The 25,856-nt window shown below is 40.0% G+C and carries 25 protein-coding genes and 1 other annotated feature; of the genes, 6 read left to right on the forward strand and 19 right to left on the reverse strand.

What is annotated here, in order from left to right:
• Positions 1 to 47: 47 nt before the first annotated feature.
• Positions 48 to 785, forward strand: a complete 738-nt coding sequence (gene prpE, locus AJGP001_RS12280) for a bis(5'-nucleosyl)-tetraphosphatase PrpE (protein ID WP_071153553.1) — start codon at positions 48 to 50, stop codon at positions 783 to 785.
• Here prpE and AJGP001_RS12285 read toward each other — a convergent pair.
• Genes AJGP001_RS12285 through AJGP001_RS12300 form a run of 4 tightly spaced genes read right to left on the reverse strand, consistent with a single transcriptional unit; the run spans position 782 to position 3,554 of the window.
• Positions 782 to 1,657, reverse strand: a complete 876-nt coding sequence (locus AJGP001_RS12285; RefSeq protein WP_071153584.1) for an RluA family pseudouridine synthase — start codon at positions 1,655 to 1,657, stop codon at positions 782 to 784. The two genes, prpE and AJGP001_RS12285, sit on opposite strands and share 4 nt — an antisense overlap.
• Before the next feature lie 5 nt (positions 1,658 to 1,662).
• Positions 1,663 to 2,469 carry an NAD kinase gene (locus AJGP001_RS12290; RefSeq protein WP_058384754.1) on the reverse strand — a complete coding sequence of 269 codons (807 nt, stop codon included), beginning with the start codon at positions 2,467 to 2,469 and terminating at the stop codon, positions 1,663 to 1,665.
• The gene (yjbM, locus tag AJGP001_RS12295) at positions 2,466 to 3,143 is read right to left on the reverse strand and encodes a GTP diphosphokinase (RefSeq protein ID WP_058384753.1); all 678 of its coding nucleotides are present in this window, start codon (positions 3,141 to 3,143) and stop codon (positions 2,466 to 2,468) included. Before yjbM ends, AJGP001_RS12290 begins: the two co-directional genes overlap by 4 nt.
• A gap of 21 nt (positions 3,144 to 3,164) precedes the next feature.
• Positions 3,165 to 3,554 carry a UPF0738 family protein gene (locus AJGP001_RS12300; protein WP_058384752.1) on the reverse strand — a complete coding sequence of 130 codons (390 nt, stop codon included), beginning with the start codon at positions 3,552 to 3,554 and terminating at the stop codon, positions 3,165 to 3,167.
• A 111-nt stretch (positions 3,555 to 3,665) separates the two neighbouring features.
• On the opposite strand from AJGP001_RS12300, the gene AJGP001_RS12305 reads away from it, so the two are divergent.
• The 3 genes from AJGP001_RS12305 to AJGP001_RS12315 all read left to right on the forward strand — a co-directional run bounded on the left by AJGP001_RS12305 (position 3,666) and on the right by AJGP001_RS12315 (position 5,550).
• Positions 3,666 to 4,256, forward strand: coding sequence for a CYTH domain-containing protein (locus AJGP001_RS12305; RefSeq protein ID WP_078080595.1), 591 nt, complete (start codon positions 3,666 to 3,668; stop codon positions 4,254 to 4,256).
• Positions 4,257 to 4,357: 101 nt separating this feature from the next.
• Positions 4,358 to 4,756, forward strand: a complete 399-nt coding sequence (locus tag AJGP001_RS12310; RefSeq protein WP_071153552.1) for a globin domain-containing protein — start codon at positions 4,358 to 4,360, stop codon at positions 4,754 to 4,756.
• Entirely contained in the window at positions 4,753 to 5,550 is a 798-nt protein-coding gene (locus tag AJGP001_RS12315) for a ClpXP adapter SpxH family protein (RefSeq protein WP_058384749.1), read from the forward strand. Before AJGP001_RS12310 ends, AJGP001_RS12315 begins: the two co-directional genes overlap by 4 nt.
• A 467-nt stretch (positions 5,551 to 6,017) precedes the next feature.
• Here AJGP001_RS12315 and pepF read toward each other — a convergent pair whose 3' ends face one another.
• The 10 genes from pepF to AJGP001_RS12365 all read right to left on the reverse strand — a co-directional run bounded on the left by pepF (position 6,018) and on the right by AJGP001_RS12365 (position 17,987).
• Positions 6,018 to 7,826 carry an oligoendopeptidase F gene (gene pepF / locus AJGP001_RS12320; protein WP_078080596.1) on the reverse strand — a complete coding sequence of 603 codons (1,809 nt, stop codon included), beginning with the start codon at positions 7,824 to 7,826 and terminating at the stop codon, positions 6,018 to 6,020.
• Positions 7,827 to 7,871: 45 nt separating this feature from the next.
• The gene (locus AJGP001_RS12325) at positions 7,872 to 8,978 is read right to left on the reverse strand and encodes a competence protein CoiA (protein ID WP_245830171.1); all 1,107 of its coding nucleotides are present in this window, start codon (positions 8,976 to 8,978) and stop codon (positions 7,872 to 7,874) included.
• A 70-nt stretch (positions 8,979 to 9,048) separates the two neighbouring features.
• A complete protein-coding gene (gene mecA / locus AJGP001_RS12330; protein WP_071153550.1) occupies positions 9,049 to 9,705 on the reverse strand; it encodes an adaptor protein MecA in 657 nt (218 codons plus the stop codon).
• Between the two features lie 244 nt (positions 9,706 to 9,949).
• Positions 9,950 to 10,345 carry a transcriptional regulator SpxA gene (gene spxA, locus AJGP001_RS12335; protein ID WP_008429739.1) on the reverse strand — a complete coding sequence of 132 codons (396 nt, stop codon included), beginning with the start codon at positions 10,343 to 10,345 and terminating at the stop codon, positions 9,950 to 9,952.
• Positions 10,346 to 10,714: 369 nt separating this feature from the next.
• Positions 10,715 to 11,923: a putative glycoside hydrolase gene (locus tag AJGP001_RS12340; protein ID WP_078080597.1), complete on the reverse strand. Its 1,209-nt coding sequence runs from the start codon at positions 11,921 to 11,923 to the stop codon at positions 10,715 to 10,717.
• 216 nt (positions 11,924 to 12,139) lie between these two features.
• Positions 12,140 to 13,075 carry an ABC transporter ATP-binding protein gene (locus AJGP001_RS12345; protein WP_058384744.1) on the reverse strand — a complete coding sequence of 312 codons (936 nt, stop codon included), beginning with the start codon at positions 13,073 to 13,075 and terminating at the stop codon, positions 12,140 to 12,142.
• Positions 13,075 to 14,130, reverse strand: a complete 1,056-nt coding sequence (locus AJGP001_RS12350) for an ABC transporter ATP-binding protein (RefSeq protein ID WP_058384743.1) — start codon at positions 14,128 to 14,130, stop codon at positions 13,075 to 13,077. The genes AJGP001_RS12345 and AJGP001_RS12350 overlap by 1 nt, the downstream gene beginning before the upstream one ends.
• Positions 14,131 to 14,145: 15 nt before the next feature.
• The gene (gene opp3C, locus AJGP001_RS12355; protein ID WP_071153549.1) at positions 14,146 to 15,174 is read right to left on the reverse strand and encodes an oligopeptide ABC transporter permease; all 1,029 of its coding nucleotides are present in this window, start codon (positions 15,172 to 15,174) and stop codon (positions 14,146 to 14,148) included.
• Positions 15,174 to 16,109 carry an oligopeptide ABC transporter permease gene (gene opp3b, locus AJGP001_RS12360; RefSeq protein WP_058384741.1) on the reverse strand — a complete coding sequence of 312 codons (936 nt, stop codon included), beginning with the start codon at positions 16,107 to 16,109 and terminating at the stop codon, positions 15,174 to 15,176. The genes opp3C and opp3b overlap by 1 nt, the downstream gene beginning before the upstream one ends.
• A gap of 186 nt (positions 16,110 to 16,295) precedes the next feature.
• Positions 16,296 to 17,987 carry a peptide ABC transporter substrate-binding protein gene (locus AJGP001_RS12365; protein WP_058384740.1) on the reverse strand — a complete coding sequence of 564 codons (1,692 nt, stop codon included), beginning with the start codon at positions 17,985 to 17,987 and terminating at the stop codon, positions 16,296 to 16,298.
• Positions 17,988 to 18,220: 233 nt separating this feature from the next.
• On the opposite strand from AJGP001_RS12365, the gene AJGP001_RS12370 reads away from it, so the two are divergent.
• Together AJGP001_RS12370 and trpS are read left to right on the forward strand one after the other, a co-directional pair.
• On the forward strand, positions 18,221 to 18,571 hold the full coding sequence (locus AJGP001_RS12370; RefSeq protein ID WP_245830173.1) for a DUF3899 domain-containing protein: 351 nt from the start codon (positions 18,221 to 18,223) through the stop codon (positions 18,569 to 18,571).
• 43 nt (positions 18,572 to 18,614) lie between these two features.
• Positions 18,615 to 18,825 (forward strand) — a binding site (T-box leader).
• Between the two features lie 44 nt (positions 18,826 to 18,869).
• Positions 18,870 to 19,865 carry a tryptophan--tRNA ligase gene (gene trpS / locus AJGP001_RS12375; protein ID WP_071153548.1) on the forward strand — a complete coding sequence of 332 codons (996 nt, stop codon included), beginning with the start codon at positions 18,870 to 18,872 and terminating at the stop codon, positions 19,863 to 19,865.
• Between the two features lie 41 nt (positions 19,866 to 19,906).
• Here the strand turns inward: trpS and opp4A are convergent, their stop codons facing one another.
• From opp4A to AJGP001_RS12400, 5 genes are all read right to left on the reverse strand, one after another.
• A complete protein-coding gene (gene opp4A, locus AJGP001_RS12380) occupies positions 19,907 to 21,721 on the reverse strand; it encodes an oligopeptide ABC transporter substrate-binding protein (protein ID WP_058384737.1) in 1,815 nt (604 codons plus the stop codon).
• 95 nt (positions 21,722 to 21,816) lie between these two features.
• Entirely contained in the window at positions 21,817 to 22,728 is a 912-nt protein-coding gene (locus AJGP001_RS12385) for an ABC transporter permease (RefSeq protein WP_058384736.1), read from the reverse strand.
• 25 nt (positions 22,729 to 22,753) lie between these two features.
• A complete protein-coding gene (gene opp4B / locus AJGP001_RS12390; RefSeq protein WP_058384735.1) occupies positions 22,754 to 23,716 on the reverse strand; it encodes an oligopeptide ABC transporter permease in 963 nt (320 codons plus the stop codon).
• A gap of 5 nt (positions 23,717 to 23,721) precedes the next feature.
• A complete protein-coding gene (locus tag AJGP001_RS12395) occupies positions 23,722 to 24,657 on the reverse strand; it encodes an ABC transporter ATP-binding protein (protein ID WP_058384734.1) in 936 nt (311 codons plus the stop codon).
• The gene (locus AJGP001_RS12400) at positions 24,644 to 25,660 is read right to left on the reverse strand and encodes an ABC transporter ATP-binding protein (protein ID WP_078080598.1); all 1,017 of its coding nucleotides are present in this window, start codon (positions 25,658 to 25,660) and stop codon (positions 24,644 to 24,646) included. Before AJGP001_RS12400 ends, AJGP001_RS12395 begins: the two co-directional genes overlap by 14 nt.
• Positions 25,661 to 25,856 lie beyond the last annotated feature (196 nt).

The raw sequence follows: 25,856 nt of genomic DNA on the forward strand, positions 1-25,856 counted from the left end.
CTGTACCACTCATATGTATAGTAAATTTTTAAAAAGAGGTGTGTTCGATGAAATTTGATGTAATTGGTGACATTCATGGCTGCTATCAGGAGCTACTAAAGCTCATTGACCGATTAGGGTACGAAAAACAGCGAGATGTCTTTATTCATCCTGAAAACAGGCAACTCGCTTTTGTTGGAGATGCCACGGACCGCGGTCCTGAATCACTTGAAGTTCTACGTTTATTATTCGCCTTACAGGACGAGGGCATTCTTTACTATTCCCCTGGCAATCATTGCAATAAACTTTTCCGCTTTTTCAAAGGACATGATGTCCAGCTTGCTCACGGCTTAGAAATGACTGTGGCCGAATGGAAAATGCTGTCTCCACAAGAACAACAGCAATTTCGCAAACGCTATCTTGAGTTTTATGAACAGTTGCCTCATTACCAACAACTTGATCATGATTTAATCGTTGCTCACGCTGGACTAAAGGCTGAAATGGTTGGAAAGCCGCTGAGTAGAGGCATCGCGGTCTTTGTACTATACGGCGATATTACGGGAAAGTTTCACGCTGATGGTCGTCCTGTTCGCCGCGACTGGGCCAAATTCTATAAAGGTCCTAAATGGGTCGTTTATGGTCATACGCCGACGAGAGAACCTTATTTTATCAACAACACCGTCAATATTGATACAGGCTGTGTTTTTGGGGGTTCGTTAACCGCCTTCCGTTTTCCTGAAAAAGAAATCGTATCCGTCTCTTCCGAACAGCCTTATCAACCAGACCGCTTTTATCGTTACACTTAAATCAACGACTGCATGTCCCCATTTAATGACGAATGGAAGAACAGCCTTTCGTCTGTAACTGGATGGATCAACTCCAACTCTGTGCAATGCAGTGCTTGGCGCTTTATGAGATTTCTCTTGCCACCATACAAATCATCTCCAACTAAGGGATGACCAATATGCGCTAAATGAACGCGTATTTGATGGGTTCTTCCCGTATTTAATTGCAAAGAAACATGCGAATAGCCTGCTATCTTTTGAAGCAAACAAACTTCAGTTTCCGCAAATTGACCGTCTTCCCGAACTTCTCGCTCGATAATGCTGGCGTTTTTTCGACCAATCGGAGCTGTTATCGTAAATTTTTCTTTTTCTAAATGTCCATGAACTAGCGCCTCATATCGCCGCTTCATCTTTTTTTCCTGTTGTTGCAATGAAATCATATGATGAATATGGCGATTTTTTGCGATGCAAACAAGTCCGGAAGTGTCACGGTCGAGTCGAGTTGCGATATGCAAAGTAGACGGAATCCCATGGTCATTAAAATGCTTTGCAACAATATTGGCTAAACTGCCAAAAGGATGCTCACGGGACGGGATCGTATTTTGCATAGGCGGCTTTTCCACAATTAGTAACGCTTCATCTTCGTAGACAATTTCCAGTGGTCCGTCTTCTGCACTTAAGCCTTTGCCATGTTCTTCATTCGGAAAAATAACGGTCACAGCATCCCCTTTTTCTAAGGCATGCCTGACCGTTACTTCTGCACCATTCACCAGAATTTGACCACCTCCGTATTTAACAGAAGCTAGTGTCCGTTTGGAGATGCCCCATCCTCCTAGCGCGTCTCGGAGCAATCCCGGATTTTCAGCGGTATACGTCAATTGAAAAGGTTTCATAGCATTCAATCTGAAAGCTCACTGTCGATAAACGAGTCGTGAACACGTTGCCAAAATGGAAATGCACGGAATCTCGCAAAGCGCACTTTTTCCTTGGCCACTTTATACTCGATTGATTTAACGTCTTTATGGAGCAGTTGTAAGTGATCGACGGTAACCATAAAATCAGGGGCCTTAACAGGGCGCAATGCACATTTATGATGCCCAGGCAGCACCAGTGGGGAACCGACTGTTCGGAAGACACGGTTATTGATCGATGCCATCTCCGTCAATTGCATTGCTTGCAGCGATGGATGGATGATGGCACCGCCTAATGCTTTGTTGTAAGCTGTACTGCCTGAAGGGGTCGACATGCACAACCCATCTCCTCTAAAACGTTCGAAATGACTTTCATTCAAAAAGACATCCATTACCAATGTCACATCAGGAGATTTTACCGTTGACTCGTTCAAAGCCAAATAAACAGCGGGGTCGTCTAAGTTCTGATAATGAATGCTGACTTCGAGTAAAGGATATTCGATTACTTCATATTCTTTTTTCGCGATAGACAAAACAAGCTTTTCAATTTCAATCGGTTTCCAATCGGCATAAAAGCCAAGATGACCGGTGTGTATTCCGACAAAAGCGACTTCTGACAACTTTTCGCTGTATTTGTGAAAAGCGTGAAGCAACGTCCCATCTCCGCCGATAGACAAAACAACGTCTGGCGATTCCTCGTTCCATTCCATGCCAAAATCCTCTAAATAGTCTTTTGCGGTCCTCATCAAGTCATTGGATAATTTGTCTGTTCTCGATATGATATGAAATTTCATCGTTCTGCTCGACCTCCTTCTCTATCACTCAGGAAATGTGTACCGGGAGATTCCTTAAACTCGGTGAAATAAGCTTGGGCTTCTTGAATTTCATCCCGAATCTGGGACATCTCCTCGTCTAGTTGGAACGCGGCTTCTGCTGCTCGTTGAAGCCGATTTTTTATTTCTTCTGGAAAAACGCCTTTGTACTTATAATTCAAGGAATGCTCGATTGAAGCCCAAAAATTCATAGCCAGCGTACGGATTTGGATCTCTGCTAAAATCAGTTCCTCGCCGTTAATCGTTTGAACAGGGTATTCTACAATTACGTGGTACGATCGATAGCCGCTCTGCTTTTCGTTTGAGATATAGTCTTTTTCCTCTACAATTCGCAAGTCTTTACGTTGTTTTAGTAAAGCTACTACGGTTTCAATATCCCCTACAAACTGACACATCATTCGAATACCCGCGATATCCTGCAATTGATGCGCAAGCTTTTCAGAGGGTTCAAACGCAATCCCTTTTTCTAAAGTCTTATCGTAAATACTTGCTAACGGTTTGACACGTCCCGTTACAAATTCGATTGGCGAATTGGTGTTGTCATTTTCAAATTGGCTCCGCATTCCTTTAAATTTAATTTTTAATTCGTCTACTGCTTGTTTATATGGTGCTAAAAATCGATTCCATTGCCCCATCACCGGACCCCCTTACTTCTTTTAAGCTCGTGAAGCAAGTGCCTCATGAAATGCTTGCTCGACAGCGGTACGGAAATCTTCCCCGTAATTGTCGTTGCCTTCTATGTTTTCCACCAGCATCCACAGTTCTTCGTGAAAATTTGCTAATGGCATAATTTGCTTACCCCACGTCAGAAGCGGAACTTTTTTCAGTTGTAACGCTTGCGTTAACGCTGGCCATGTATGTAGTTTAAATTGGACATATATATAATCAGTACCTGTGTCCAACAAATAGACAAACGCCTGATGATCAGAATCTGTCAACATTTGACCGGATGCTTCAAGCGCTTCGGCCGGTTCCATTTCTTCGATAATAAACTCAATGTTTTTTTCAGTTATTTCGGTCCTGTTTACTGCCACTAATTTATGCAAATCGAACCTTCCTTTCTAGCTTGTTGATAATGATATTTTAACACAGCTCTGCCATTCGTTGCAGTTTGCATGCAACTATCCGATAATGAAGTTACTAGAGAGGTGTTTTTCATGACAAAAGAACTTGAAATTGAATTTAAAAACATGCTAACAAAAGAAGAATATACCCGTTTACTGAAAGATTATTCCGATTTTCATAGTGGCCCCATTACCCAACACAATCATTATTTTGATACCGCTGATTTCCAATTAAAACAGCAACTTAGCGCATTGCGCATACGCGATAAAAACAATCACTTTGAATGTACCTTAAAAATTCCAGCCCCAGTTGGACATTACGAAATTACCGATCAATTGACTAATGAACAAGCACGTCGCATGCTTGAATCACAGTCTTTCGAAGCTACAGAAGTAGCCGAAGCATTGTTAAAACTTGAGGTGCTGACAGAAAAGTTAACATCCATCGGCACATTAACGACCCATCGTGTGGAATTTGAATACTTGCAAGGCTTATTGGTACTTGACCATTCCGAATACAATGGACAAGAAGATTTCGAATTGGAATACGAAGTTTCCGATGCTGCAACTGGTCAGGAAAACTTTTTGAATTTCTTGCAGCAACAAGGCATTCAACAACGTCCAGCAGATAAGAAAATTGCGCGTTTTATGAAATCTGCTGCAGCACGTTCTACTGATTACTAGTTTCAATCCCCAAATCCTGGCAGCTCTGCAGTCGCTTTGTTTGAGATATTCGGGATCCGTTGGTAGAATGAAATGACAGCTAAAGCAAAGGAGACACGATGATGACTGGAAAACCGATTATTCCGTATGAAGAGATTGGTGCGGAAACATTATCACAGCTAGTCGACGCATTTTATGCTCGCGTAGCGGCACATCCAAAGCTGCAGCCTATTTTCCCAAATGACCTTTCAGAAACCGCCCGTAAACAAAAACAATTTTTAACCCAATATTTAGGTGGACCGAATCTTTATTCAGAAGAACATGGACATCCAAGATTAAAAGCTAGACATAACCCATTTGCTATCACACCTGCTAGAGCTCAAGCTTGGTTAGAGTGCATGAGCGAAGCGATGGATGAAGTGGGGCTAAATGGAATGTTCCGTGAAACCTTATACAACAGACTTGTTTTAACGGCACATCATATGGTCAATGAGTCTGATAGTGAGGAGGAGTTGGAGTGAGTAACTTAGATTTGGTCGAAGAAATTCATGAACCTGTGAGTTCTTTTAAACCAATGGAGCTGTATGTTTTTGTGGATCCGCTCAACCCAGAATGCTGGGAGATGCAAGGAGTCATTCGAAAATTACAAATTGAATATGGCCATTATTTTTCCATGCGTATTGTGCTAAGTACACAATTACTCAACTTAAATAAAACAATACTTTCAGCAAATATCGAGACCGACAACTTGACTCATCCCGTGTTACCTTCCGTTGCGATCAAAGCGGCAGAGCTTCAAGGAAAACGCTCAGGAAATCGATTTCTCCACAAATTGCAAGAACACCTTTTTCTTCAGTCAAAAGACGTTTCTTCTTACAGCGTTTTGTTAGAGATTGCAGAAGAAGCCGAGCTAGACCAAGAAGAATTTAAATTGGATTTTCATTCGGTGCATACCGCAAAAGCGTTTCAATGCGATTTAAAGATTACTCGTGAAATGGAAATTAACGAAGTGCCAAGCATCGTGTTTTTCAATGAATGCATTGAAGATGAAGGTGTAAAAGTATCTGGACTTTATTCATATGATGTTTATCAAACCATTTTACAAGAGATGATGGGAGAAGAAAGTTTAAATCGACAAACTCCACCTTCTTTAGATGATCTTTTCACTAAATATTCGACGATGGCAACTAGAGAAATTGCTTCTATATACAACATTTCTGAACAAACAGCAGAATGTGAGTTAAAAAAACAAGTACTTCAACAAAAACTAGAACGCATTTGCATGCCGAAAGAAACGTTATGGAAAGTTAAATAACCTGCCTCCCAACTTTGGGAGACAGGTTATTTTTTTTAGCGTTTATTATGCGTTTCGACAGTATTTATGTAAGTTGGACAGTATTCGAGCTGAATTGGACAGTATTTGGCCAATTTGGACAGTATTTCATTTGAATCGGACAGTATCACCAAATTTTAGGATAAAATAAAAAAATTCATCCTTCTATTAAACGTAAAAGACGCCTTCCACGTCCGGAAGGCGTCTTTCTATATTACACAAAGGGGATGGGAGAAATGTTCACGCTCAAACAAAGGGGTGTATGTTTGTATGTGATTTATTTCACAAGATTATCTTATCATGGAATAATAGTTAAATCAATATTTCACAAGCGATTTCACAAACTTGTCATATTTGTAGTCACAATGAAATCTCTAATCTACTCGTTTGTTATTCTTAAATAATATTAAAAAGAAGCAACCTCATGAGGGCTGCTTCTTTTTAAAGCTTTATTTATTCAGCAATAATTTTTCGAGTTCGTTTAATTTTTCTTCAAATACCATGCAAGCTTCTTTAACAGCTTTTGATTGGGTCATGTCAACACCGGCTTTTTTTAGTACTTCTATTGGGTAATCTGAGCTTCCCGCCTTGAGAAATTCATTGATATAGCGGTCCACTGCAGGTTGCCCTTCTTCTAGAATGCCTTTGCTCAATGCTGTAGCTGCACTAAATCCAGTGGCGTATTGGAAGACATAATAATTATAGTAAAAGTGTGGAATGCGTGCCCACTCCAACCCAATTTCTTCATCAGCTGCGACGTCAGGTCCATAATATTTTTGATTTAGCTCGTAATAAACTTCTGTTAAGCGATCTGCAGTCAATGCTTCACCGTCTTGGTCCATTTTGTGGATCATATGTTCAAACTCGGCAAACATCGTTTGACGGAATACAGTGCCACGGAAGCCATCAAGCCAATTGTTCAATAAGTAAATACGTTCCTGGTCATCATCCGTTGCCTCGACCATGTATTCATTCAATAAAGCCTCGTTTGTTGTAGAAGCCACTTCTGCGACAAAAATCGAATAATCCCCGTAAACATAAGGCTGATTTTTGCGTGAATAATAACTATGGACACTGTGGCCAAATTCATGCGCCAGCGTAAACAAATTATTCACATTATCTTGCCAGTTCATCAAAATATACGGATTGGTTCCATATGCTCCTGATGAATAAGCTCCGCTGCGCTTGCCTTTGTTTTCTTTCACGTCTACCCAGCGGTTATCGATGCCTTCTTTGACAATTCCTACATACTCATCCCCTAAAGCTTCCAGCCCTCTCAGCATAACGCCTGTTGCTTTATCGTACGGCATTTCCATCTTCACTTCTGGAACGAGTGGTGTATGCAGATCCCACATATGAACTTTGTCGAGTCCTAGTACTTCTTTACGCAAAGCAGAATAGCGATGCAATAAGTGAAGATTGTCATTGACCGTTTCAACCAAGTTATCGTAAACCGCTTCTGGAATATGGTCGTCAGCTAAAGCCGCTTGGCGAGCTGAATCGAATTTACGGATTCGCGCATTTACATTATCGCGTTTGATGTTACCTGATAAGGTAGATGCAAAGGTGTTCCGGAACTTGCCGTACGTCGCGTAGACCGCTTTAAAAGCATCTTCACGTACGCGGCGGTCGCTGCTTTCTAAGAACCGAATATAATTGCCGTGTGTAATTTGAACTTGTTGGCCAGATTCATCTTCTATCTCTGGAAATTCAAGGTCTGCATTGTTCAAGCTGCCAAATGTTTCGGAAGACGCTTGGGCGACTTCTGACATTTGAGCCATTAAAGATTCTTGTTCAGCCGGCAACACATGAGGACGCATCGAATTTAATTCTTTAAGTGCTTGCTTGTATAAACTCAATCCTTCATGGTTTGCGACATATTCATTTAAAGTTGATTCGTCTAGAGCTAAAATTTCAGGTGTTAAAAATGACAAACCTGCTGATACTTTTGCAAATAACGATTTGATTCGACTGTCTAGTGCTTGGTATTTTGAATTGGTCGTATCTTGATCGTAACGCATGTGCGAGTAAGTATAAAGACGTCTCAAGCGCTCCGTCAACTCATCTTTATAAACCAACACCTCATAAAGAGATTCTGCACTTTGTTGTAGCTTTCCTTGATACGATTCTGCTTTATCGCTAAGAGCGGTAACCTCTTCAAACTCTTTTTCCCAAAGCTCATCACTCGCAAATATATCTTCCAATCGCCATGTCAATTCTGTTGGAACTTCATCTCTTGTCAGTACTTTTTCAACCATTCTATTTCCTCCTCTATTCCATTCTTTCGGGAATCGAATTACACCTTATTTTCTCAATTTTCTCAAGTTTTTGCAATAGATATCATAGACGATATCCAAAAGATTGGCATTCTCCAGTTTTTTGTCTTTAAAAGCTACATATAGAGACAAATAATCTTCCATGATTAGCACGGCTTGTTGTGTTAGTGCAGGATTGATTAAAGTCAATTTCCCTGAAGCTACCAACGCCGCTATTGAAATGCCTTTATCGTAAGCCACTACAACTTGTAATTGCCACAGTATAGCAGGCTGCTTTATGCAGTCTGCACCCAGTAAAGGAATTCCAACTAATTTTGGAACATTCATCACATCTACTCGTAATTCATAGCACAGCCGACAAAATACATTTTTGATCCGATTTTCGGCATATAACTGATTGCGGATATATTTCTTTTTCACCTGGTAAAAAACTTCCATGACCACTTTGAATTCCTCTTTTGATAACGGCTTCGGCAATGCGAAAGGAAAAATCTGTTTAGTCGCTTGAAGTGACTTAGTTTTCCCTACCCACCGGTTTGGACTCACATAAAACAAATTGGACTGATAATAAAATTGGTTATTCGGTGGATAAAATAAAAGAATAAAAGAAACCTGACCTGCACTTTGTCGCATTGCAAGTTCGTCTGATTTTATCCGAAGCAGTCCAATTTCTTCTTGGCAAGGCTCTTTTAAGCCTTTAATCCAGATAGGCTGAATACCGATTGTTAGGTAACCTTTAGAGCGCTGCACAAGCTGCGAGACAGGTATTGAACTACATTGGAATTCAATAGCATAATGGCTATCGACTAAAAGATCCGCACGCTGGCGAATCGGGGGTAAGTATTGTTCTAGTTCAACCTTGAACTTTAACTGTTGGAAGAAGTGATAAAGCAGAAGTTTACCATGAAGATGTAAAGAGGATTCGGGTTCGCTGGAATGGTCGCAGTCTGAAAGAGTTTTGTGTGCAAAATGAGGAATATTAATTTGTCCAATTTTCAACAGCAGCGAGGCTTGACAGGAGGGGCAATAAAACTGTTCTTGCAAACGAATTTCCTGTAATTCTTGTCGGGTATGCTTGCCGGTTAAATAAAATAATTCCTGGCGCTTGGTTTTGGCCACTAATATAGTAATCACTCTCCTTTTATTCAGTTTATGAAATTAACAGGAGTTTGGCAACAAAAAAAGATCTCCTTCTCAGGAGATCTTAGCCGAAATAGTGAAGCACATTTGAAAGTGCATCCTCTGTAAAAATAGGTTTACCGTATTCTTCAAGACGGTGAATTGTGACAGGTGAAGTACGCAAATACTCTGCAATGATACTGACATTATTTTTGATGTCTTCTTGTGAATGAAGAATTTCATCGAAATTTGTATAAAGATAATACTTATTATCAAAATGGTAGATAGCTGATGCAATCGGCACGTACATTAAGCGCCTTGCAATCGGTAGCAATTCTTCCACTTCTGAGAAGACAAATGTATATTCAAGTTTCTTAACATCAGGTTCTTCAAAAACTGGCTCGAATTCATCAAATTCTGGAGCAGTTGCATCTTCGCTTGCAAACATTTTTCGACGTTCCTCTATATCATCAGGCAAGTCGAGTTTTTGCCCATCTTTAGTTAATTGAGCGCGTGTCACAGTCACTTCAAGACCTTTGTCCATAGCCTGGACTTGGATCCAAAGTGGACCTTCCATTACGAAATCGGCCTCTTCGTTGACTTCATCCATCATTTCCCAAAAAAGCTCTTCACTTTTATCTCTGTTAAACCAGATTTCGTCACGGCTAAACCCTCGCTCTTCAACGTCGAGATAGGAAATGTAAAATTTAACTGTGTTGTCGTTTATGCGTTCTATTTCCATTTTACACCTCTCCTTTACGGTTTGGACTAAGAGAACATTCCTCAGAGCCGTGCTGTATTACTTTTAATAAGTATAACTTCTATTGCAGATAAAGAAAAAGTTTATGCCTATCTCTACTGGCAGTTGCAAGTACATAGAGTTTAATCTACTTAACTGATTTATGCAACTAATTTAGGATAAAGAAAAGCTGCCCGAAGATCTCTTATGAAATACCATAAAGACCGGGCAGCTAATGCATTTATTATTAGTTCACCATACGCTGAGCTTCAAGCAACTGATAAGCTCTGACTTTACGTGGTAGGAATCGACGAATTTCATCTTCATTGTATCCTACTTGAAGGCGTTTTTCATCCATAATAATCGGACGACGCAACAAACCAGGATGTTCCTGAATTAACTCATACAAACGCTGAAGCGGTAAACTCTCAACATCTACATTTAATTTTTGGAATATTTTAGAACGAGTAGAGATGATTTCATCCGTACCGTCTTCAGTCATACGTAAGATTTCTTTAATTTCACTAATAGTTAGTGGCTCAGAGAAAATATTGCGTTCTGTATATGGAATGTCATGTTCCTCAAGCCATGCTTTTGCTTTTCTGCAAGATGTGCAGCTCGGAGAAGTAAATAGTGTAACCATCATAGTGGAGCACTTCCTTTCGGATTCATGAAAATTTTAGTGTATTTCTTTTTTCAATTTAGAATCATTATAGTTTAGAGGCTCTACATTCATTATACAACGATTGGAGCTATTTTAATAGCCTATCTCAATAAATAAATTAAAAAAGAAGCATTTCGTCACATTTTGACTATATTTTCTTTATACTTTGTAAGTTATATCTTAAATTTACCCTGTTTCTTTTTGTCGTAAACTCCCAAATCAAAATATTTTATTCTCATTTACCATTTCTTTTTGAAAATGTCTTTCATACTTATATATTACGTTTCAGTCTGAAAAAGGTTTCATTTTAAGCTAGATAATTTAATGAGTGATTTCTTGAATATATTTTTACGGCGTATAATCTACTCCCTCGGAATACGAATTTCCAGCGTTCCACAACAGAAACTCTTCTATTCCTTGATCATTGAGTGCTTTGATCTGAGCCTCTACTTCTACTTTTCCGTATCGCTTATAATTACCAGCGCCTAAGTAACTCGCTGTAAAGTCTTGAAGCCAAGGTCTTGAAACAGGTGCACTGTCTAAGCTTGCTAGTACTTGGTTTTCTACTTTCGCGTATTCCGTCACTAGTTGATAAGGTTCTAAGTCCGGTTTTGCGATTCCAAAATAAGAGGTCCAGTGACTCGGGTAAATCATGGATGAAATCACATCGACATTTTCAGAGATCTTCGAAAAATTCTGACCGATACCTGGCGCTTCTGGTAAAGTAGCTGCATAGCCGAAAATGTCGACCGATACTTCTACTCCATAAGGTTGTAATTGTTCTTTAGCGTAAGCCACAAAGTCCGTCACGGCCTCGACTCTTCTTTGTATAGGGTCAGCAGCAGAATCTTCGTAATCACCGAGTGAATAAGTTAAGTCACTCGCTCGGTTCTCAAAACCTTCTGGGAAGCGGACATAGTCGAATTGGATTTCTTTGAATCCAAGCTTTGCTGCTTCGATGGCAATTTGAACATTATGATCCCATACTTCTTTTAGAAATGGATTCACAAACGATTCTCCGCGGTTATTTTTCCATACTTGATCTCCGTCCATAAATGTTAGCTCCGGCCTTTGTTCAGCTAAGACGGTATCTTTAAATACAACGACGCGGGCGATCGGATAGATCTCTTTTTTTTCTAATTTTTCTAGCATTGCTCGCGGATCTTTTATTAGAGCTTGTCCCATATCCAGTTTCGCCAAATCTGAACCTTCTTCAGGTATGTACGTTAAGTGGCCTAAGTCTTCTTTTATATCAATAACCATAGCGTTTAATTCTGTTTTATCCACAAGACTAATTAGCGAATCAAAGCGTTCTCCTCCAGCCGAATGGGCCGTTACAAAAATTCCTCGTACAGCATCCGGGTAAATAAACTCCAGTCCAGAATCAAATTTGAATAGTTTGGATGATGCCAATACCTGAGAGTCAAGTTCAGCTGTTTCATAGGCACGCTGTGTAAAATCAGGCGTTTTATTTTCTTCATCTGCATATACATTTCCTATACTTACTAAACTAATGCTCACTGCACAAACGGTCATCCACTTCCACGTTTTCATCATTTGCTGCACTCCTTTTTCCATTATTGCATTAAGGCGACTAACGATGAGTACTAATAAAGAACGATCTGCTCGTTAAAGCTTTTCTTTATCCATCGTTCTTCCATTCTATCATTTATTTGACTTATAAAATTAGGAAATTACGAGAATAGTGAATAGAGTTGTTATATATGAACAAAAGAGTAATAAAAAGCGATGCCCATAAGGACATCGCTTTTTTTACTTCACTGCAGCTGCTTTTATAGACTCAAGTTCGCGCTCTGAACATTGAACAAAATGGCCAGGACTGATTTCTCTCATCCGAACATCATCAGCTTTTGTGTATTCGTGTACAGCAGGATCATATGATTTACGTACCCGGTTGCGTTCATAGTTTGGATCTGGCAACGGAATCGCTGATAACAAGGATTGCGTGTATGGATGCAACGGGTTCTTGTATAACTCTTCAGCAGGAGCTAACTCTACTAATTTACCAAAATACATAACACCGATACGATCTGAAATGTATTTAACCATTGATAAATCATGCGCGATAAATAAGAATGTTAGTCCTTTTTCAATTTGAAGTTCTTTCAGTAGGTTTACAACCTGTGCTTGAATTGAAACGTCTAGTGCAGAAATAGGCTCATCGGCAATGATAAAATCAGGATCTACCGCTAAAGCACGGGCAATTCCAAGACGCTGACGCTGTCCACCTGAGAATTCATGCGGATATCGGTTCGCGTGTTCTTTGTTCAAACCTACTGTTTCCAGCAAGTCATAAACCATTTTTTTACGTTCTGTTGCATTTTTTGCTAAGCCATGAATATCGATGCCTTCAGCAATAATATCCATAACTTTCATGCGCTGGTTTAACGAAGCATAAGGATCTTGGAAAATCATTTGCATTTTGCGGTTAAATTTCTTTAAATCTTGCTTTGATTTTTTCCCATGAACATTTTCACCTTCGTAGAAAACATCACCATCTGTTGCATCATATAAACGGATGATCGAACGTCCAGTCGTGGATTTTCCACAGCCTGACTCTCCAACAAGTCCTAAAGTCTCGCCTTTGTAAATATCAAAGCTAATGTCATCTACTGCGCGGACTTCGTTTGCTTTACCGATATTGAAATACTGTTTTAGGTTTTTAATTTCGAGTAACTTTTCAGCCATTATACCGCGCCCCCTTCATAATATCTGCTTCCCGGGAATTTCTTCATGCGTTCAATAACAGTCAAAGGTGGTTCTACCTGAGGCGCATCTGGATGCAACAACCAAGTTGCAGCAGAGTGCGTATCACTGACTTTGAAGAATGGCGGATTTTGCTCCATATCGATTTTTAGTGCATATTCGCTTCGAAGAGCAAAAGCATCTCCTTTTGGTGGATCCAACAAATCAGGAGGCGTCCCTGGAATCGCATACAGCTTTGCATCTTCTGTATCGAGTGAAGGCATTGAACTCAACAAGCCCCATGTATATGGATGCTGCGGGTTATAGAAAATTTCATCCACTGTGCCGATTTCAACAATTTTCCCTCCGTACATAACGGCTACGCGATCGGCTACGTTGGCTACGACACCAAGATCGTGTGTAATGAAAATAATCGAAGTATCAATTTTCTTTTGTAAGTCTTTCATTAACTCTAATATTTGCGCTTGAATTGTCACATCCAGTGCAGTTGTGGGCTCATCCGCGATCAAAATTTTCGGGTTACAAGCTAATGAAATGGCGATCACGATCCGCTGGCGCTGTCCACCTGAGAATTGGTGAGGATATTGTTTCATCCGCAGTTCAGGTTTTGGCATGCCGACCAAACGCAACAAGTCGATCGCAACTTTTTTTGCTTCTGTCTTACTAATTTTCTGATGTTTTAACAGAGGCTCTGTTAACTGACGGCCAATTGGCATTGTCGGATTTAAAGAAGTCATTGGATCCTGGAAAATCATCGATATTTCTTTTCCACGGATTTTCTGCATCTCGCGATCACTCAATTTCGTTAAATCTTGACCTCCGAACAAAATTTCACCATTTTTAAATTCTGCTGATTGTTCTGGTAGCAAACGCATAATGGATTTTGTCGTAACAGATTTTCCTGAACCCGACTCTCCAACGATTGCTAAAGTTTCACCTTTATATAAATCAAAGTTGACCCCACGTATCGCTTTAACTTCCCCACCTTGGGTATTAAAGGAAAGTTCAAGGTCTTTTACTTGTAAAATTTTCTCCATTATAAACTTTCCTCCTTAATCTTTCATCTTCGGATCGAGGGCATCACGAAGTCCATCACCGATCAAGTTAAACGCAATCATAATCAAACTCAGCAAGATGGCCGGGAATGCTAAAATATGCGGCGCAAATTGGATTAACGCGTAACCATCATTGATTAATGTACCAAGCGAAGCATCTGGTGCTTGAAGACCTAGACCGATAAAGCTTAAGAAAGCTTCAAAGAAAATAGCACTTGGAATGGTGAACATTGTATTGATAATAATTACGCCCAAAACGTTTGGCATTAAATGTTTCCATATAATGCGACTATCGCTGGCACCTAAAGTACGGGCAGCCAAAACAAATTCCTGGCTCTTATATTTAAGAACTTGCCCACGGACGACCCGGGACATTCCGGTCCATCCGGTTATGGTTAAGGCGATAATAATGGCCAGTATTCCGGGGTCCATAATTAAGATAAACAAGATAACAACAACTAAGTTTGGAATACCTGTCAGGATTTCGACAATCCGCTGCATGAAGTCATCCACACGCCCGCCGAAGTATCCTGAAACACCCCCGTAGATTACACCAATTAACATATCAATTGCTGCTGCTACAAAAGCAATGAACAAGGACACTTGAGTCCCTTTCCACACACGAGAAAACATATCGCGGCCAAGTCCATCTGTACCAAACCAATAATTGACTTCGACATTTTTCATTTCATACAGATCGACTTTTTGGCCACCCAAAGTTCCAACACCGTCTAAAATCCCTAATTTTTCTATACCCGGAATTTTCGGTGGTAAGTTTGCATGAGTAATCGTTTGCGCATTAGGCTCATAAGGACTAATCACTGGTCCTAAAAAGGCCATGATTGCAATCAAACCAAAGAGAATTAGACTGAACAAAGCACCTTTGTTTTTCCGAATACGGTACCAAGCATCTTGCCAAAAACTAACGCTTGGTTTTGTAATGCGTTCAGCTTGCTTCGAATCTAATGTAATCCGCTCAAACGAACCTTGCGGCAGTTCTGGGATTTTATCAATTTTCTGAGTCATTAATTTTTACCTCCTGAAAGACGGATACGAGGATCAATGACACCATACAAAATGTCTACCAATAGGATCACCACAATCAGGAATACTGAGAAGAAAATAGTAGTTCCCATAATGATGGAGAAATCGCTGACAATAATCGATTTAACAAATTGCTCCCCGATACCTGGAATTGCGAAAATTTGTTCAACAACAAGTGACCCCGTTAGAATAGCTACAGCCATCGGTCCTAAAACCGTAATCAATGGAATCAACGCATTACGAAACGCATGTTTAAATGCAATTTCTGATCCGCTTGCGCCTTTAGCTTTTGCTAACGTAATATAATCCGATCCAAGAACTTCAATCATTTCTGTCCGGATAAAACGTGCTGCCGTAGCAAGTGGGAACATCGCTAACGCGACAGAAGGCAGTACGCTGGACATAAAGCCATCTTTCCACAAAGCCACCGGGAACAGTCCCCATTTTAATCCGAACCAATATTGCAAGAGTGAAGCAAAAACGAAGGAAGGAATCGATATTCCGACAATCGCTATGAATGTGCTGGTGTAATCAACCCAAGTGTTTTGTCTTAAAGCGGCAACCATTCCCAAAAGAATTCCTAAAACGGTGCCGAGCAGCATGCCTTGGAAACCAATTTGAGCGGAAGGACCCATTCGACTTAAAATGACATCTGTCACTTCTGCTCCTTTAAACTGGTTGATAGAAATTCCTAGATCTCCTTGTACGAGACCAAACATATAGTCAAAATACTGAACCGGGAGTGGTTTATCCAAACCATATCTAGCCTCTACAACTGCCCTTTGTTCTGGAGATAATTTATCTGCGGAAGCAACAGGGGAGCCTGGTAAAATCTTAATTAAGAAAAAAGTGAATGTAGCAATTAATGCTAATGTGAGAAACATATAAATTAAACGCTTGCCAATATACTTCGCCATGGTGCACCTCCAAAAATAATTCTATTTGACAAATCCATCAAAAAACAATGAATTTGCAGCATTCATGATTTAGCAGAAAAGTGGTAATTTTCCGTCAATTACTTAGCATTAGAAAAGAGAGTATACCGAGCCAAAATACGATATACTCTCTTTCTATTTTGTTTTCACAGTAGCGGGATTAAGTTATTATTTGCCCGAAATGTATGCCCATTTGTAAGAGAAATCTCCACCGAATGGGTGTTTAATAATGTCATTAACGTAGGGTTGTTGTAGAGCCATTGCTCCGCGTTGGTAAAGTGGCGCGATAGCTGCATCATCTTCTAGAAGAATTTTTTCAGCTTTAGCCATTGCTTCCCAACGTGCAGCTGGGTCTGTTGCTAGTTCGCCTTTAGCTGATTCAACTAAAGCATCATACTCAGGGTTCGAGTAAGCCATTTTGTTTTGAGGAGATCCAGTAACGAACAAGTCGATGAATGTCATAGGATCCTGATAATCTGGTCCCCATCCAGCTGTTTGAATGTCATAGTCCTGAGCTTCATCAAGTTCTAAACGAACTCCAAAAGGTACTGCTTTAAGGTTGATTGTCAACCCTTCAAGATTTGTTTCAAGTTGGTTTTTCAAATAAGCGTCCATGTTTTTAGCAGTTTCAGTGTCGCCACCCAAGATTTCAAGTGTCACTTCTTCCACTCCTAATTCTTCAAGACCAGTAGCCCAAAGTTTTGCAGCTTCTTCAGCATCGAATTCAATTAGGTCGCCATTAACTTCACGGAAGTCCGCTTTGTTTTCATCAAAAGCAAACTCAGTTGGCACTAAGAATGTTGCTGGTAGTGAACCGTTAGCCAATACTACGTCAACTAGATCTTGCTTGTTAAAGCCTGACGCGATTGCTTTACGGATATTTACGTTTGCAAGAGCATTTTTCTCGCCCTTACGTTCTTGGTTCAGTTTGAAGTAGAAAACAGTTGGTTCCAAATCAGTTACTAAGTTTTCGTCATTTGCGTATTGCATTGCAAATTCACCGCTCAACGCAGCACGATCTTTTTCACCAGAGTTGTAAAGGTTAACTGAAGTAGCAGGTTCTTTTACTACGTCCCAGTTGATTGTTTCAAGTTTAACTGTTTCAGCATCCCAATATTCAGGGTTTTTCTGCATTTTCCAAGTTAAACCAGTTCCGTCCCAATCAGTCAATGTGAATGGTCCGTTGAAGATCAAGTTATCAGAGTTAGAAGCGTAAGCGTCACCTTTTTCAGTTACGAAAGCTTCGTTCTGTGGATAGAAAGTTGGGAAAGACATTAATGACATAAAGTAAGGTACTGGACGTTCAAGCTTTACTTCAAGCGTGTTGTCGTCTACAGCAGTAACTCCAAGTTCAGTTGGTTCCATTTTTCCTTCAGCAATATCAGTAGCATTTAAAATTGATCCGCCCATCATGTATGCTCCGTATGGAGATCCAGTAGCAGGGTCAATTGAACGTTGCCAAGAGTAGACAAAATCTTTAGCAGTAACAGGTGTTCCATCTGACCAGTTTGAGTCACGCAATTTAAATGTATAAGTTAGTCCATCTTCGCTGACTTCAGGCTCGCCATCCGCAAGTGCTGGTTCAGCTACGCTTTCTTGATTTAAACGGAAAAGACCTTCGTTAACATTGTTGAAAATGTTAAACGCAACTGCATCTTCAGCTAATGAAAGATCCATTGTTGGAATTTCTGCGCTTTCCATTAAGTTCAATACTTGCTCTGAGTCTAATTCCCCAGCTGTCTCTTTGTCATCTGGTTTGTCAGTTCCAGTTTCTTTTTCATCGCCGCCACCACACGCTGCTAGAAAAGCACTTAGAACTAAAACTAGGCTTAGTAGCCAAAAAATCTTACTGTTTTTCACTAAATTGACCCCCTCGAATTTTCTGAAAACTTGGTACACTCTTAATTATACATACATATTTTTTCTTGTACAGAACTTTTTTGCTAATTTTTACACTCTTGTAACAATTGCGTTACATTGACATTACAAGAAACCTTGGGAATGTTGGATTTGTAAGCGTTTACGCAGTCTACGATAAACAAAAAATATTTTGATTTTTTTTAGAATTTCTTCTACAATTGGTAAGAATCGAGGTGCCAATTTTGAAAAAATTGTTTTTTTCTATCGTAATTATTCAAGTATTGATTTTAATTACTGCTTTTTTTAGGACTGATCATGTCACGTTGTTGTCGTATATTAATAATTCATTTGTTTACGGCGGCATTTTATTGTTTTTGGGTTCTTGGGTTTTTGTCGTTCGAACAGGTGTGTTTGATATATTCACTATAAGTATGAGAAAGGCTTTCAAGCTAAAATCGACTCTTGAAGATGATGAGATGCGGCCGCCTTCTGAAGTGATTGCTTTTTCCAGTTCGTATCTGCTCCTTACTGGCACGATCACCTTGCTGATCATGATGGTTTGCCTAGTAATTTATAGCCTTTAGTATTGCTTCCTAAATTGGTTATGTATTATAATAATAGGATATAAAATGAGCCATGAAAAAGAAGAGTAAATGCAGTTCCTTCTATAAGAGAGTCTGTGGTTGGTGAAAACAGATGGAGTGCTGCATCGAATGGACTTTTGAGCTGAATCGGTGAATAGGTAGTAGCTGATTCCGTGTTCTTCACGTTATGAAGAAGAGTGGCCGGTGACGGCAACTAGGGTGGTACCGCGGAAAACACATCATTCGTCCCTTTTTTAAGGGATGTGTGTTGTGTTTTTTACTTTGAGGAGGAATAATAATGACCAAGAAGAAAATTTTTTCAGGCGTTCAGCCTACTGGTACGGTAACACTCGGAAATTACATAGGTGCGTTTAAACAGTTTACTGAGCTGCAAGATGAATATGATTGTATTTTTTGTATTGTTGATCAACACGCCATTACAATGCCTCAAGATCGACTAGCGTTACGTAAAAATATTAAGGCGTTGGCGGCACTTTATCTAGCCGTTGGAATTGATCCCGAAAAAGTAACTTTGTTTATTCAATCGGAAGTTCCAGCGCATGCACAAGCTGGATGGATGTTACAGTGTGTTTCAACCATCGGAGAACTAGAACGCATGACACAATATAAAGACAAATCGGCGAAAAATACTTCTGTTTTGGCAGGATTGTTAACGTATCCGCCATTGATGGCAGCCGATATTCTTTTGTATCAAACTGATATTGTACCTGTTGGCGATGATCAAAAACAGCATATTGAATTGACGCGTGATTTAGCAGAGAGATTTAACCGGAAGTACAATAATGTCTTTACTATGCCTGATATACGTACTCCTAAAAATGGCGCACGTATTATGTCCTTGCAAGACCCTACAAAGAAAATGAGTAAATCTGATCCCAACAAAAAAGCAATGATCACTTTGCTTGATGACTTGAAAACAATTGAAAAGAAAATTAAGAGCGCTGTCACTGATTCAGAAGGAATTGTTCGCTACGACCCAATCAACAAGCCGGGTGTTGCCAACCTTTTAACAATCGAAGCTGCGTTAACTGGCGAAAGTATCGATGATTTGGTGACAAAGTACGAAGGTGCGGGTTACGGAGATTTTAAATCTTCTGTTGCACAAGCTGTTATCAAACATTTAGCTCCTATTCAGGAACGTTATGCCGTACTTCTTGATTCTGACGAATTAGATACCATTCTTGACGCAGGTGCCCAAAAAGCTAATTTCCTAGCTACTAAAACCTTAACGAAGATGGAAAATGCTATGGGTCTTGGACGTAAAAGAAAATAAAAAAAGAGCTGCAAAATCGCAGCTCTTTTTTTATTTGGTTATTATTCTGCTGTAATTGCTTTTTCTTCACTCACAGCAAGATCAGACAAGTAAATGCCAGTTCCATCACCGATTGCATAATTCAATACGCGATTGTTAACCGGGCTAAGTAATGCGCGATATAGAGTCGGGAATACCGGCACTTCATCAACCATCAACTGCTGCCACTCTTTGTATACGTCTTGACGGTATGTTAAATCGAATGCTTCTGGTGAACGGCCTTCTTTTAAAAGACGCTCGTTGTCTTCGTTTTCCCAGCGAGCAAAATTGTATAGAGCTTCAGCTCCGTAAAGACCTGAAGGATCTACGTCAATTCCAACTCCCCAAGCTGCTTGGTAGACATCTACTTCTGGATCGTCTTCTCCGCCGTTACCAACACGGTCGTAGAATGTATTAAACTCAAGCATTTCCAAGTTTACCTTTAATCCAACTTTTTCCCATGATTGTACATAGTATTGAGCTAATGGCTCAGCAGTGTCTCCACCAGTCATCGAAATAAAGTTGATTTCAAGTGGTTTGCCTTCCGGATCTTCACGGAATCCATCATCATCCGTATCAACATATCCTGCATCATCCAAAAGCTTCATTGCGGCTTCAGGATCATAAGCTCTTCCTTCGTTTTTATCGTCATGGAATTCAGGATGCGACGGTGGAATCAATGTTGTTGCATTCCAACGTAATCCATTATAGAAACGCTCGCCAACTGCCGTGTTGTCTACCGCATGCCACATTGCTTGACGAAGTTCGACATCGCCCATTTTCGCATCTGGGTTAGGCGCTACTACGTTTTTCTCTGCATCCCATGTTCCAAGTTTAAAGCCAATATACGTATAAGCACGATCAATCGTACCTAAGTATTCAACGTTAGACATTTCAGCATTGTCCGGGAATTGATCTACTGGGAAATCACTGATCAAGTCAACGCCACCCGTTTCCAATTCTTGAACAACTGTTGAACTGCTAATTACTTTGATTGTCACACCATCAAGTTTTGGTGCTCCGCGCCAGTAGTCTTCGTTTTTAGTAAGCGTTACAGACTCACCAGGTACGATGCTGTCTACTTTAAACGGTCCAAAACCAATTGGGTTTTGACGAACTTCTGGTGAAGATGAAATATCTGCTACTGCCATGTCGCCAAAAATGTGCTTCGCTAGTGGATATGACCAAATGCTTCCTGTTAATAGAGAAGGTGTTGATTCGATGTACGTAATTTTCAATGTCTTCTCATCAACTACTTCAATGCCTGAAATCGTATCAGCTTTTCCGCTGTTATACTCTTCCATCCCTTCAATGTTCGTGAAATCAGAGTTGTAGCGAGGACCGTCGTAATCTTTGTTACCGATTACTTCGTGCGCAAACTGCCAGTCTTCAGCAGTTACAGGCTCGCCGTCGTGCCAGTTGACATTATCGCCGATTTTGAATGTAAATGTGCGTTCATCTTCTGAAATTTCATATGTCGCAGCTCCATCATTTGTATACACGTAGTTTTCATCCCACGTTAACAAGCCTTCATCAAACCAGTTTAAAATTTCTGCATCTGGTGCACCAGAGTAGAAGTTCCAGTTTAACGTTCCTTCAAATACCGTATCGGATACTAAACCAAATGTAATCGTTCCACCATCAATGGCTTCGCCTTCATTGGTTTTAACATTGCTAAAATCTTCTATTGAATACATGCCGTCTTTCTTTTTATCTCCGTCTTCAGCGCCTTTGTCGTCGCCGTCTTTCGCTTTATCGTCACCGTTACAAGCTGCCAAAATTAGGACAAAAGATATGATTAAAAAGAGTAAAAACTTAGACCTGTTATTCTTCCCCATTCTTTATTTCCCCCTCTAGTTTTAAATGAAATAATTGCTGTATACTGAATTGTTCTAGCCGCAGTTCAATTTCTCCCCCTTCTCCCCCTAATTTGTTACCCTCTTCGCTGCCGGGCATCGGTAGCGCGTTTTAACGCTTGCCCAACATTATTTATACTAAGCATCAATACTAAAATTAGAATTGATGCAGGTAACCAAATCCACCATCTCAGCTCCAGCGTTTGAGGATTTCGTGCGTAACTAATCAACGTCCCCAGACTTGGAGTTGACTCTGGAAAACCGAATCCTAAAAAGGACAATCCAGATTCAATTCCGATATTTGCCGCTAAGTTTAATGTCATCGTCACGATGATGATCGAACTTAGGTTTGGTAACACTTGGAAAAACATAATTTTAAAATCGGACGTCCCTAATGTTTTAGAGGCTTTTACGTAATCCAACTCTTTTTCCTGTAATGCTTTAGACCGAATTAGACGGGCGATTCCCATCCATAAGAAAGCCGTCATGATTAATGAAAACGATACAATGCTATAACCAGGGACAGCCGTAACAAAAGCGATGACAATCATAAGCGTTGGCAAAACCATGAAAAAGTCGACAAAACGCATGAAAACATTATCAACAGTGCCTCCGTAGTATCCGGAGATCAGTCCGACCAATATGCCGATAATTCCTGTCAGTAACGTAACGATGATTCCAATAGCCAGAGAGTTACGCGTCCCAATAATCAATTGACCAAAAATATCTCGTCCGCCGTAATCGGTGCCGAGCCAATACATCTCAGATGGCGCTTCATAAAGAGCAAACAAGTCCACTTTAATGATTTCAGCTTGATCCAAAATAATGGATGTCCCGAATACACCAGCAACAATTAGAAATAAAAACAATAAAGAAACAAAAGCTACTTTATCTCGTATTAATTCTCTTAGCAATATACTAAATCCAGATGGGCTTTTACCGAGATCCAAATCTGGAATTTGTGTTCCAACGTCTTTATCAAGTCTCATAGTTACACCTCAAAATTATCATTTATTATTTAATCCGGATACGTGGATCTACTAAACTTAAGATGATATCTGATAATAACGCACCAATAATTGCGGCAAGTCCGAATAACAGAACAAGGGCTGTCATGACGCTATAATCACGCAAACTAATAGAAGATAGGAATAACTCACCCATTCCTGGATAGCCAAAAATGTTTTCGATGAATATGGTTCCCCCAATCAATCCTGTGATTTCGTATCCAAAGAATGCTGCAATTGGAAGCAACGAGTTACGAAGTACATGGCGGTTATAAACCCGTGATTCAGATGCCCCTTTAGCGCGAGCTGTTACGATAAAATCTTTTTGTTTCGTATCAATAATCTCACTTCGTAAGTACTGAACGGTGGATACGGTAGTAATTAAAGCCATCGATAATGCCGGTAATAATAAATGATTTACTTTACTGATGAAATAGGCAAAGGTTCCTGGTTCTGTACCAGGTGCGACACTGCCGCTTGTCGGGAACCAACCAAGTTGGAAACCAAAAATGAACAACATCACTAATGCGAAAATGAATAAGGGTGCTGCAAAGCCAATGTACGTATAACCTGTAATCGCACGGTCCAACCACGTGTCATTAAAACGACCACTAATGATTCCAAGAGGAATAGCGATCAAATACGTTAAAATCAATGTTGCTAAAGACAACCACAACGTATTAATCATTCGCCCGCCAATTAATTCAGATACTGGCATTTTAAAGCGGAATGATTGACCAAAATCACCTTGTAAGACTCCTTTAATCCAGTCGATGTACTGCACATACCAAGGATTGTTTAACCCGAGACGTTCACGCATTGCCTCGATAGTAGCGGGATCAATACTTGGATCGATCAATCCTGTTAATGCATCTCCTGGCATGGCTTGAGCTAAAATAAAGACCAATAAACTTAATACAATTATTTGCGGGATAGTGATCAGTGTTCTGCGAACAATTAATTTCCACATACCATTCAACCTCTCTCAGCTAACGCTACTTGGTGGGTAGCTGAAATTGATTTTAACGAGTAGGGCAAACCTTCTTCATCAAAAAAGTCTTTTTCCAGCCGGTCATATTCAGCTTTTACCAACTTACGATTTTCATAATGCATATCTCGATTGCGTGGATTACTATCTGGAATAGCTGCTATTAAACGCTTCGTATAAATATGCTGTGGATTGGTAAAAATTTCTTCTGCTGTGCCATTCTCAACATATCTCCCTTTATACATAATGCCAATATGGTCACACATATGGCGAATGATTCCTAAATCATGACTAATAAATAAATACGTTAAATTTAGTTCTTTTTGGATTTCACGCATAAAGTTTAATACTTGAGCTTGGACCGATACATCTAATGCAGAAACAGGTTCATCAGCAATAATCAATTTGGGATTTAAGGCAATTGCCCGGGCAATACCGATTCGTTGACGTTGCCCCCCAGAAAATTCGTGAGGATACTTGTAAATAGCCTCTGGACTAAGTCCTACTAATTCCATCAGTTCTTGCACACGCATCCGTTCTTCTTTTGCAGATAATTTTTCATAGTTGCGGAGTGGTTCAGCTACTATATCTGCGACTCTTTTTTTGGGATTGAGCGATGAGAAAGGATCCTGAAAAATCATTTGAATATCTTTTCGCACATCAATGTACTCTTTTTTGCTAACTGTTGCCAAGTCTCTACCTTCAAACAGAACTTTTCCTGAAGTAATGTCATTTAATCCGATAATGGCACGACCGGTCGTTGTCTTTCCAGACCCCGATTCTCCAACAAGTCCATAAGTTTGACCTTGTTCAATCGAGAACGATACGCCATCTACTGCACGGACATGATCTTGTACGGTTTGAAAGACACCGCCACGAACAGGAAAGTGAACTTTTAAATTTTCAACTTCAATTAGCGACATAATTGTGTTCCTCCTCGACTTTTTCTGGAAAGTAGAAATCCTTGTAGCACGTACAGCGCACAAAGTGGCCTGTGCTTATCTCATGGAGTTCAGGTGAAGCCTCATGAGAAGAATCATCAATCCATGGGATACGAGAAGCAAAGCGACAGCCAGTTCTCGGTAACTTTTGTAAGGAAGGAACCACACCTTGAATAACATGAAGATCTGATTTCACTTCTGATAATGTTGGAATCGAATTTAATAATGACCGTGTGTACGGATGCTTCGGGTTTTCCATTAAGGTATAGATATCAGCGATTTCTACGATTTGTCCGGCATACATAACAGCGACTCTGTCGGCCATTTCAGCGACTACACCTAAATCATGCGTGATCAGAATAATGCCAGCATGAATGGTCTCTTTTAGTTCTTTAATCAAATCCAAAATTTGAGATTGAATGGTTACGTCCAGCGCAGTTGTCGGTTCATCGGCAATCAGCAACTCAGGCTGATTGGAGATGGCCATGGCGATCACAATACGTTGACGCATACCACCTGACAATTCGTGTGGATACTGATGATATGTTTTTTCTGGTCGCGGAATGCCGACCTGGTTTAATAGATTGATCACTTGTTTTTTTCTCAAACTCTTTGAGTTTTTCGGATTGTGAAGGAATATCGCTTCATCAATCTGAGCGCCCACTACCATAAGTGGATTTAGCGCAGACAGCGCATCTTGAAAAATCATCCCCATTTCGCTGCCTCGCAACTTTTTCATTTGAGCCGGATTTGCCGTTACTAAGTTATTTCCTTTATAATTGATTTGGCCTTCTATTTGGGCTCTTGTATGAAGACCCATAATGGAGAACGCAAATGCACTTTTTCCGGAGCCAGATTCCCCCACAATTGCCAACACTTCATTTTTTTTAACATTCAAGGAAACATCATCAACTGCAGCATAATAATTATCTTTAATTCTAAAGGACGTTTTTAGATTTTTGATTTCAAGCAAAACTTCATTCACATTTATCCTCCTCAAAATAAAGCGTTCTACCACTTCTTTTAACGTCTCACATTCTTTATATCCTAATAGTTTAAATATTCAGACTTAAACAGATAAAAAATGCCTTCAAATTGACGTTTGTCTTTCTAGTAATGATTGAGTTCACATCTTTTATTCACTATATTTAGAATAGCACAATAATTTAAGGTGTCGATAG

This window comes from Planococcus faecalis, from assembly GCF_002009235.1.
Taxonomy (GTDB): Bacteria; Bacillota; Bacilli; order Bacillales_A; family Planococcaceae; genus Planococcus; species Planococcus kocurii.

Bases quoted from the DNA above. Each gene is read 5' to 3' on its own strand.
- opp4A (WP_058384737.1), bottom strand. From the start codon at position 21,721: ATGGGGAAGAATAACAGGTCTAAGTTTTTACTCTTTTTAATCATATCT.
- trpS (WP_071153548.1), top strand. From the start codon at position 18,870: ATGACCAAGAAGAAAATTTTTTCAGGCGTTCAGCCTACTGGTACGGTA.
- AJGP001_RS12310 (WP_071153552.1), top strand. From the start codon at position 4,358: ATGACTGGAAAACCGATTATTCCGTATGAAGAGATTGGTGCGGAAACA.
- AJGP001_RS12350 (WP_058384743.1), bottom strand. From the start codon at position 14,130: ATGGAGAAAATTTTACAAGTAAAAGACCTTGAACTTTCCTTTAATACC.
- opp3C (WP_071153549.1), bottom strand. From the start codon at position 15,174: ATGACTCAGAAAATTGATAAAATCCCAGAACTGCCGCAAGGTTCGTTT.
- mecA (WP_071153550.1), bottom strand. From the start codon at position 9,705: ATGGAAATAGAACGCATAAACGACAACACAGTTAAATTTTACATTTCC.
- AJGP001_RS12285 (WP_071153584.1), bottom strand. From the start codon at position 1,657: ATGAAACCTTTTCAATTGACGTATACCGCTGAAAATCCGGGATTGCTC.
- spxA (WP_008429739.1), bottom strand. From the start codon at position 10,345: ATGGTTACACTATTTACTTCTCCGAGCTGCACATCTTGCAGAAAAGCA.
- opp3b (WP_058384741.1), bottom strand. From the start codon at position 16,109: ATGGCGAAGTATATTGGCAAGCGTTTAATTTATATGTTTCTCACATTA.
- AJGP001_RS12340 (WP_078080597.1), bottom strand. From the start codon at position 11,923: ATGATGAAAACGTGGAAGTGGATGACCGTTTGTGCAGTGAGCATTAGT.
- yjbM (WP_058384753.1), bottom strand. From the start codon at position 3,143: ATGGGGCAATGGAATCGATTTTTAGCACCATATAAACAAGCAGTAGAC.
- opp4B (WP_058384735.1), bottom strand. From the start codon at position 23,716: ATGTGGAAATTAATTGTTCGCAGAACACTGATCACTATCCCGCAAATA.
- AJGP001_RS12345 (WP_058384744.1), bottom strand. From the start codon at position 13,075: ATGGCTGAAAAGTTACTCGAAATTAAAAACCTAAAACAGTATTTCAAT.
- AJGP001_RS12385 (WP_058384736.1), bottom strand. From the start codon at position 22,728: ATGAGACTTGATAAAGACGTTGGAACACAAATTCCAGATTTGGATCTC.
- AJGP001_RS12305 (WP_078080595.1), top strand. From the start codon at position 3,666: ATGACAAAAGAACTTGAAATTGAATTTAAAAACATGCTAACAAAAGAA.
- pepF (WP_078080596.1), bottom strand. From the start codon at position 7,826: ATGGTTGAAAAAGTACTGACAAGAGATGAAGTTCCAACAGAATTGACA.
- AJGP001_RS12290 (WP_058384754.1), bottom strand. From the start codon at position 2,469: ATGAAATTTCATATCATATCGAGAACAGACAAATTATCCAATGACTTG.
- AJGP001_RS12395 (WP_058384734.1), bottom strand. From the start codon at position 24,657: ATGTCGCTAATTGAAGTTGAAAATTTAAAAGTTCACTTTCCTGTTCGT.
- prpE (WP_071153553.1), top strand. From the start codon at position 48: ATGAAATTTGATGTAATTGGTGACATTCATGGCTGCTATCAGGAGCTA.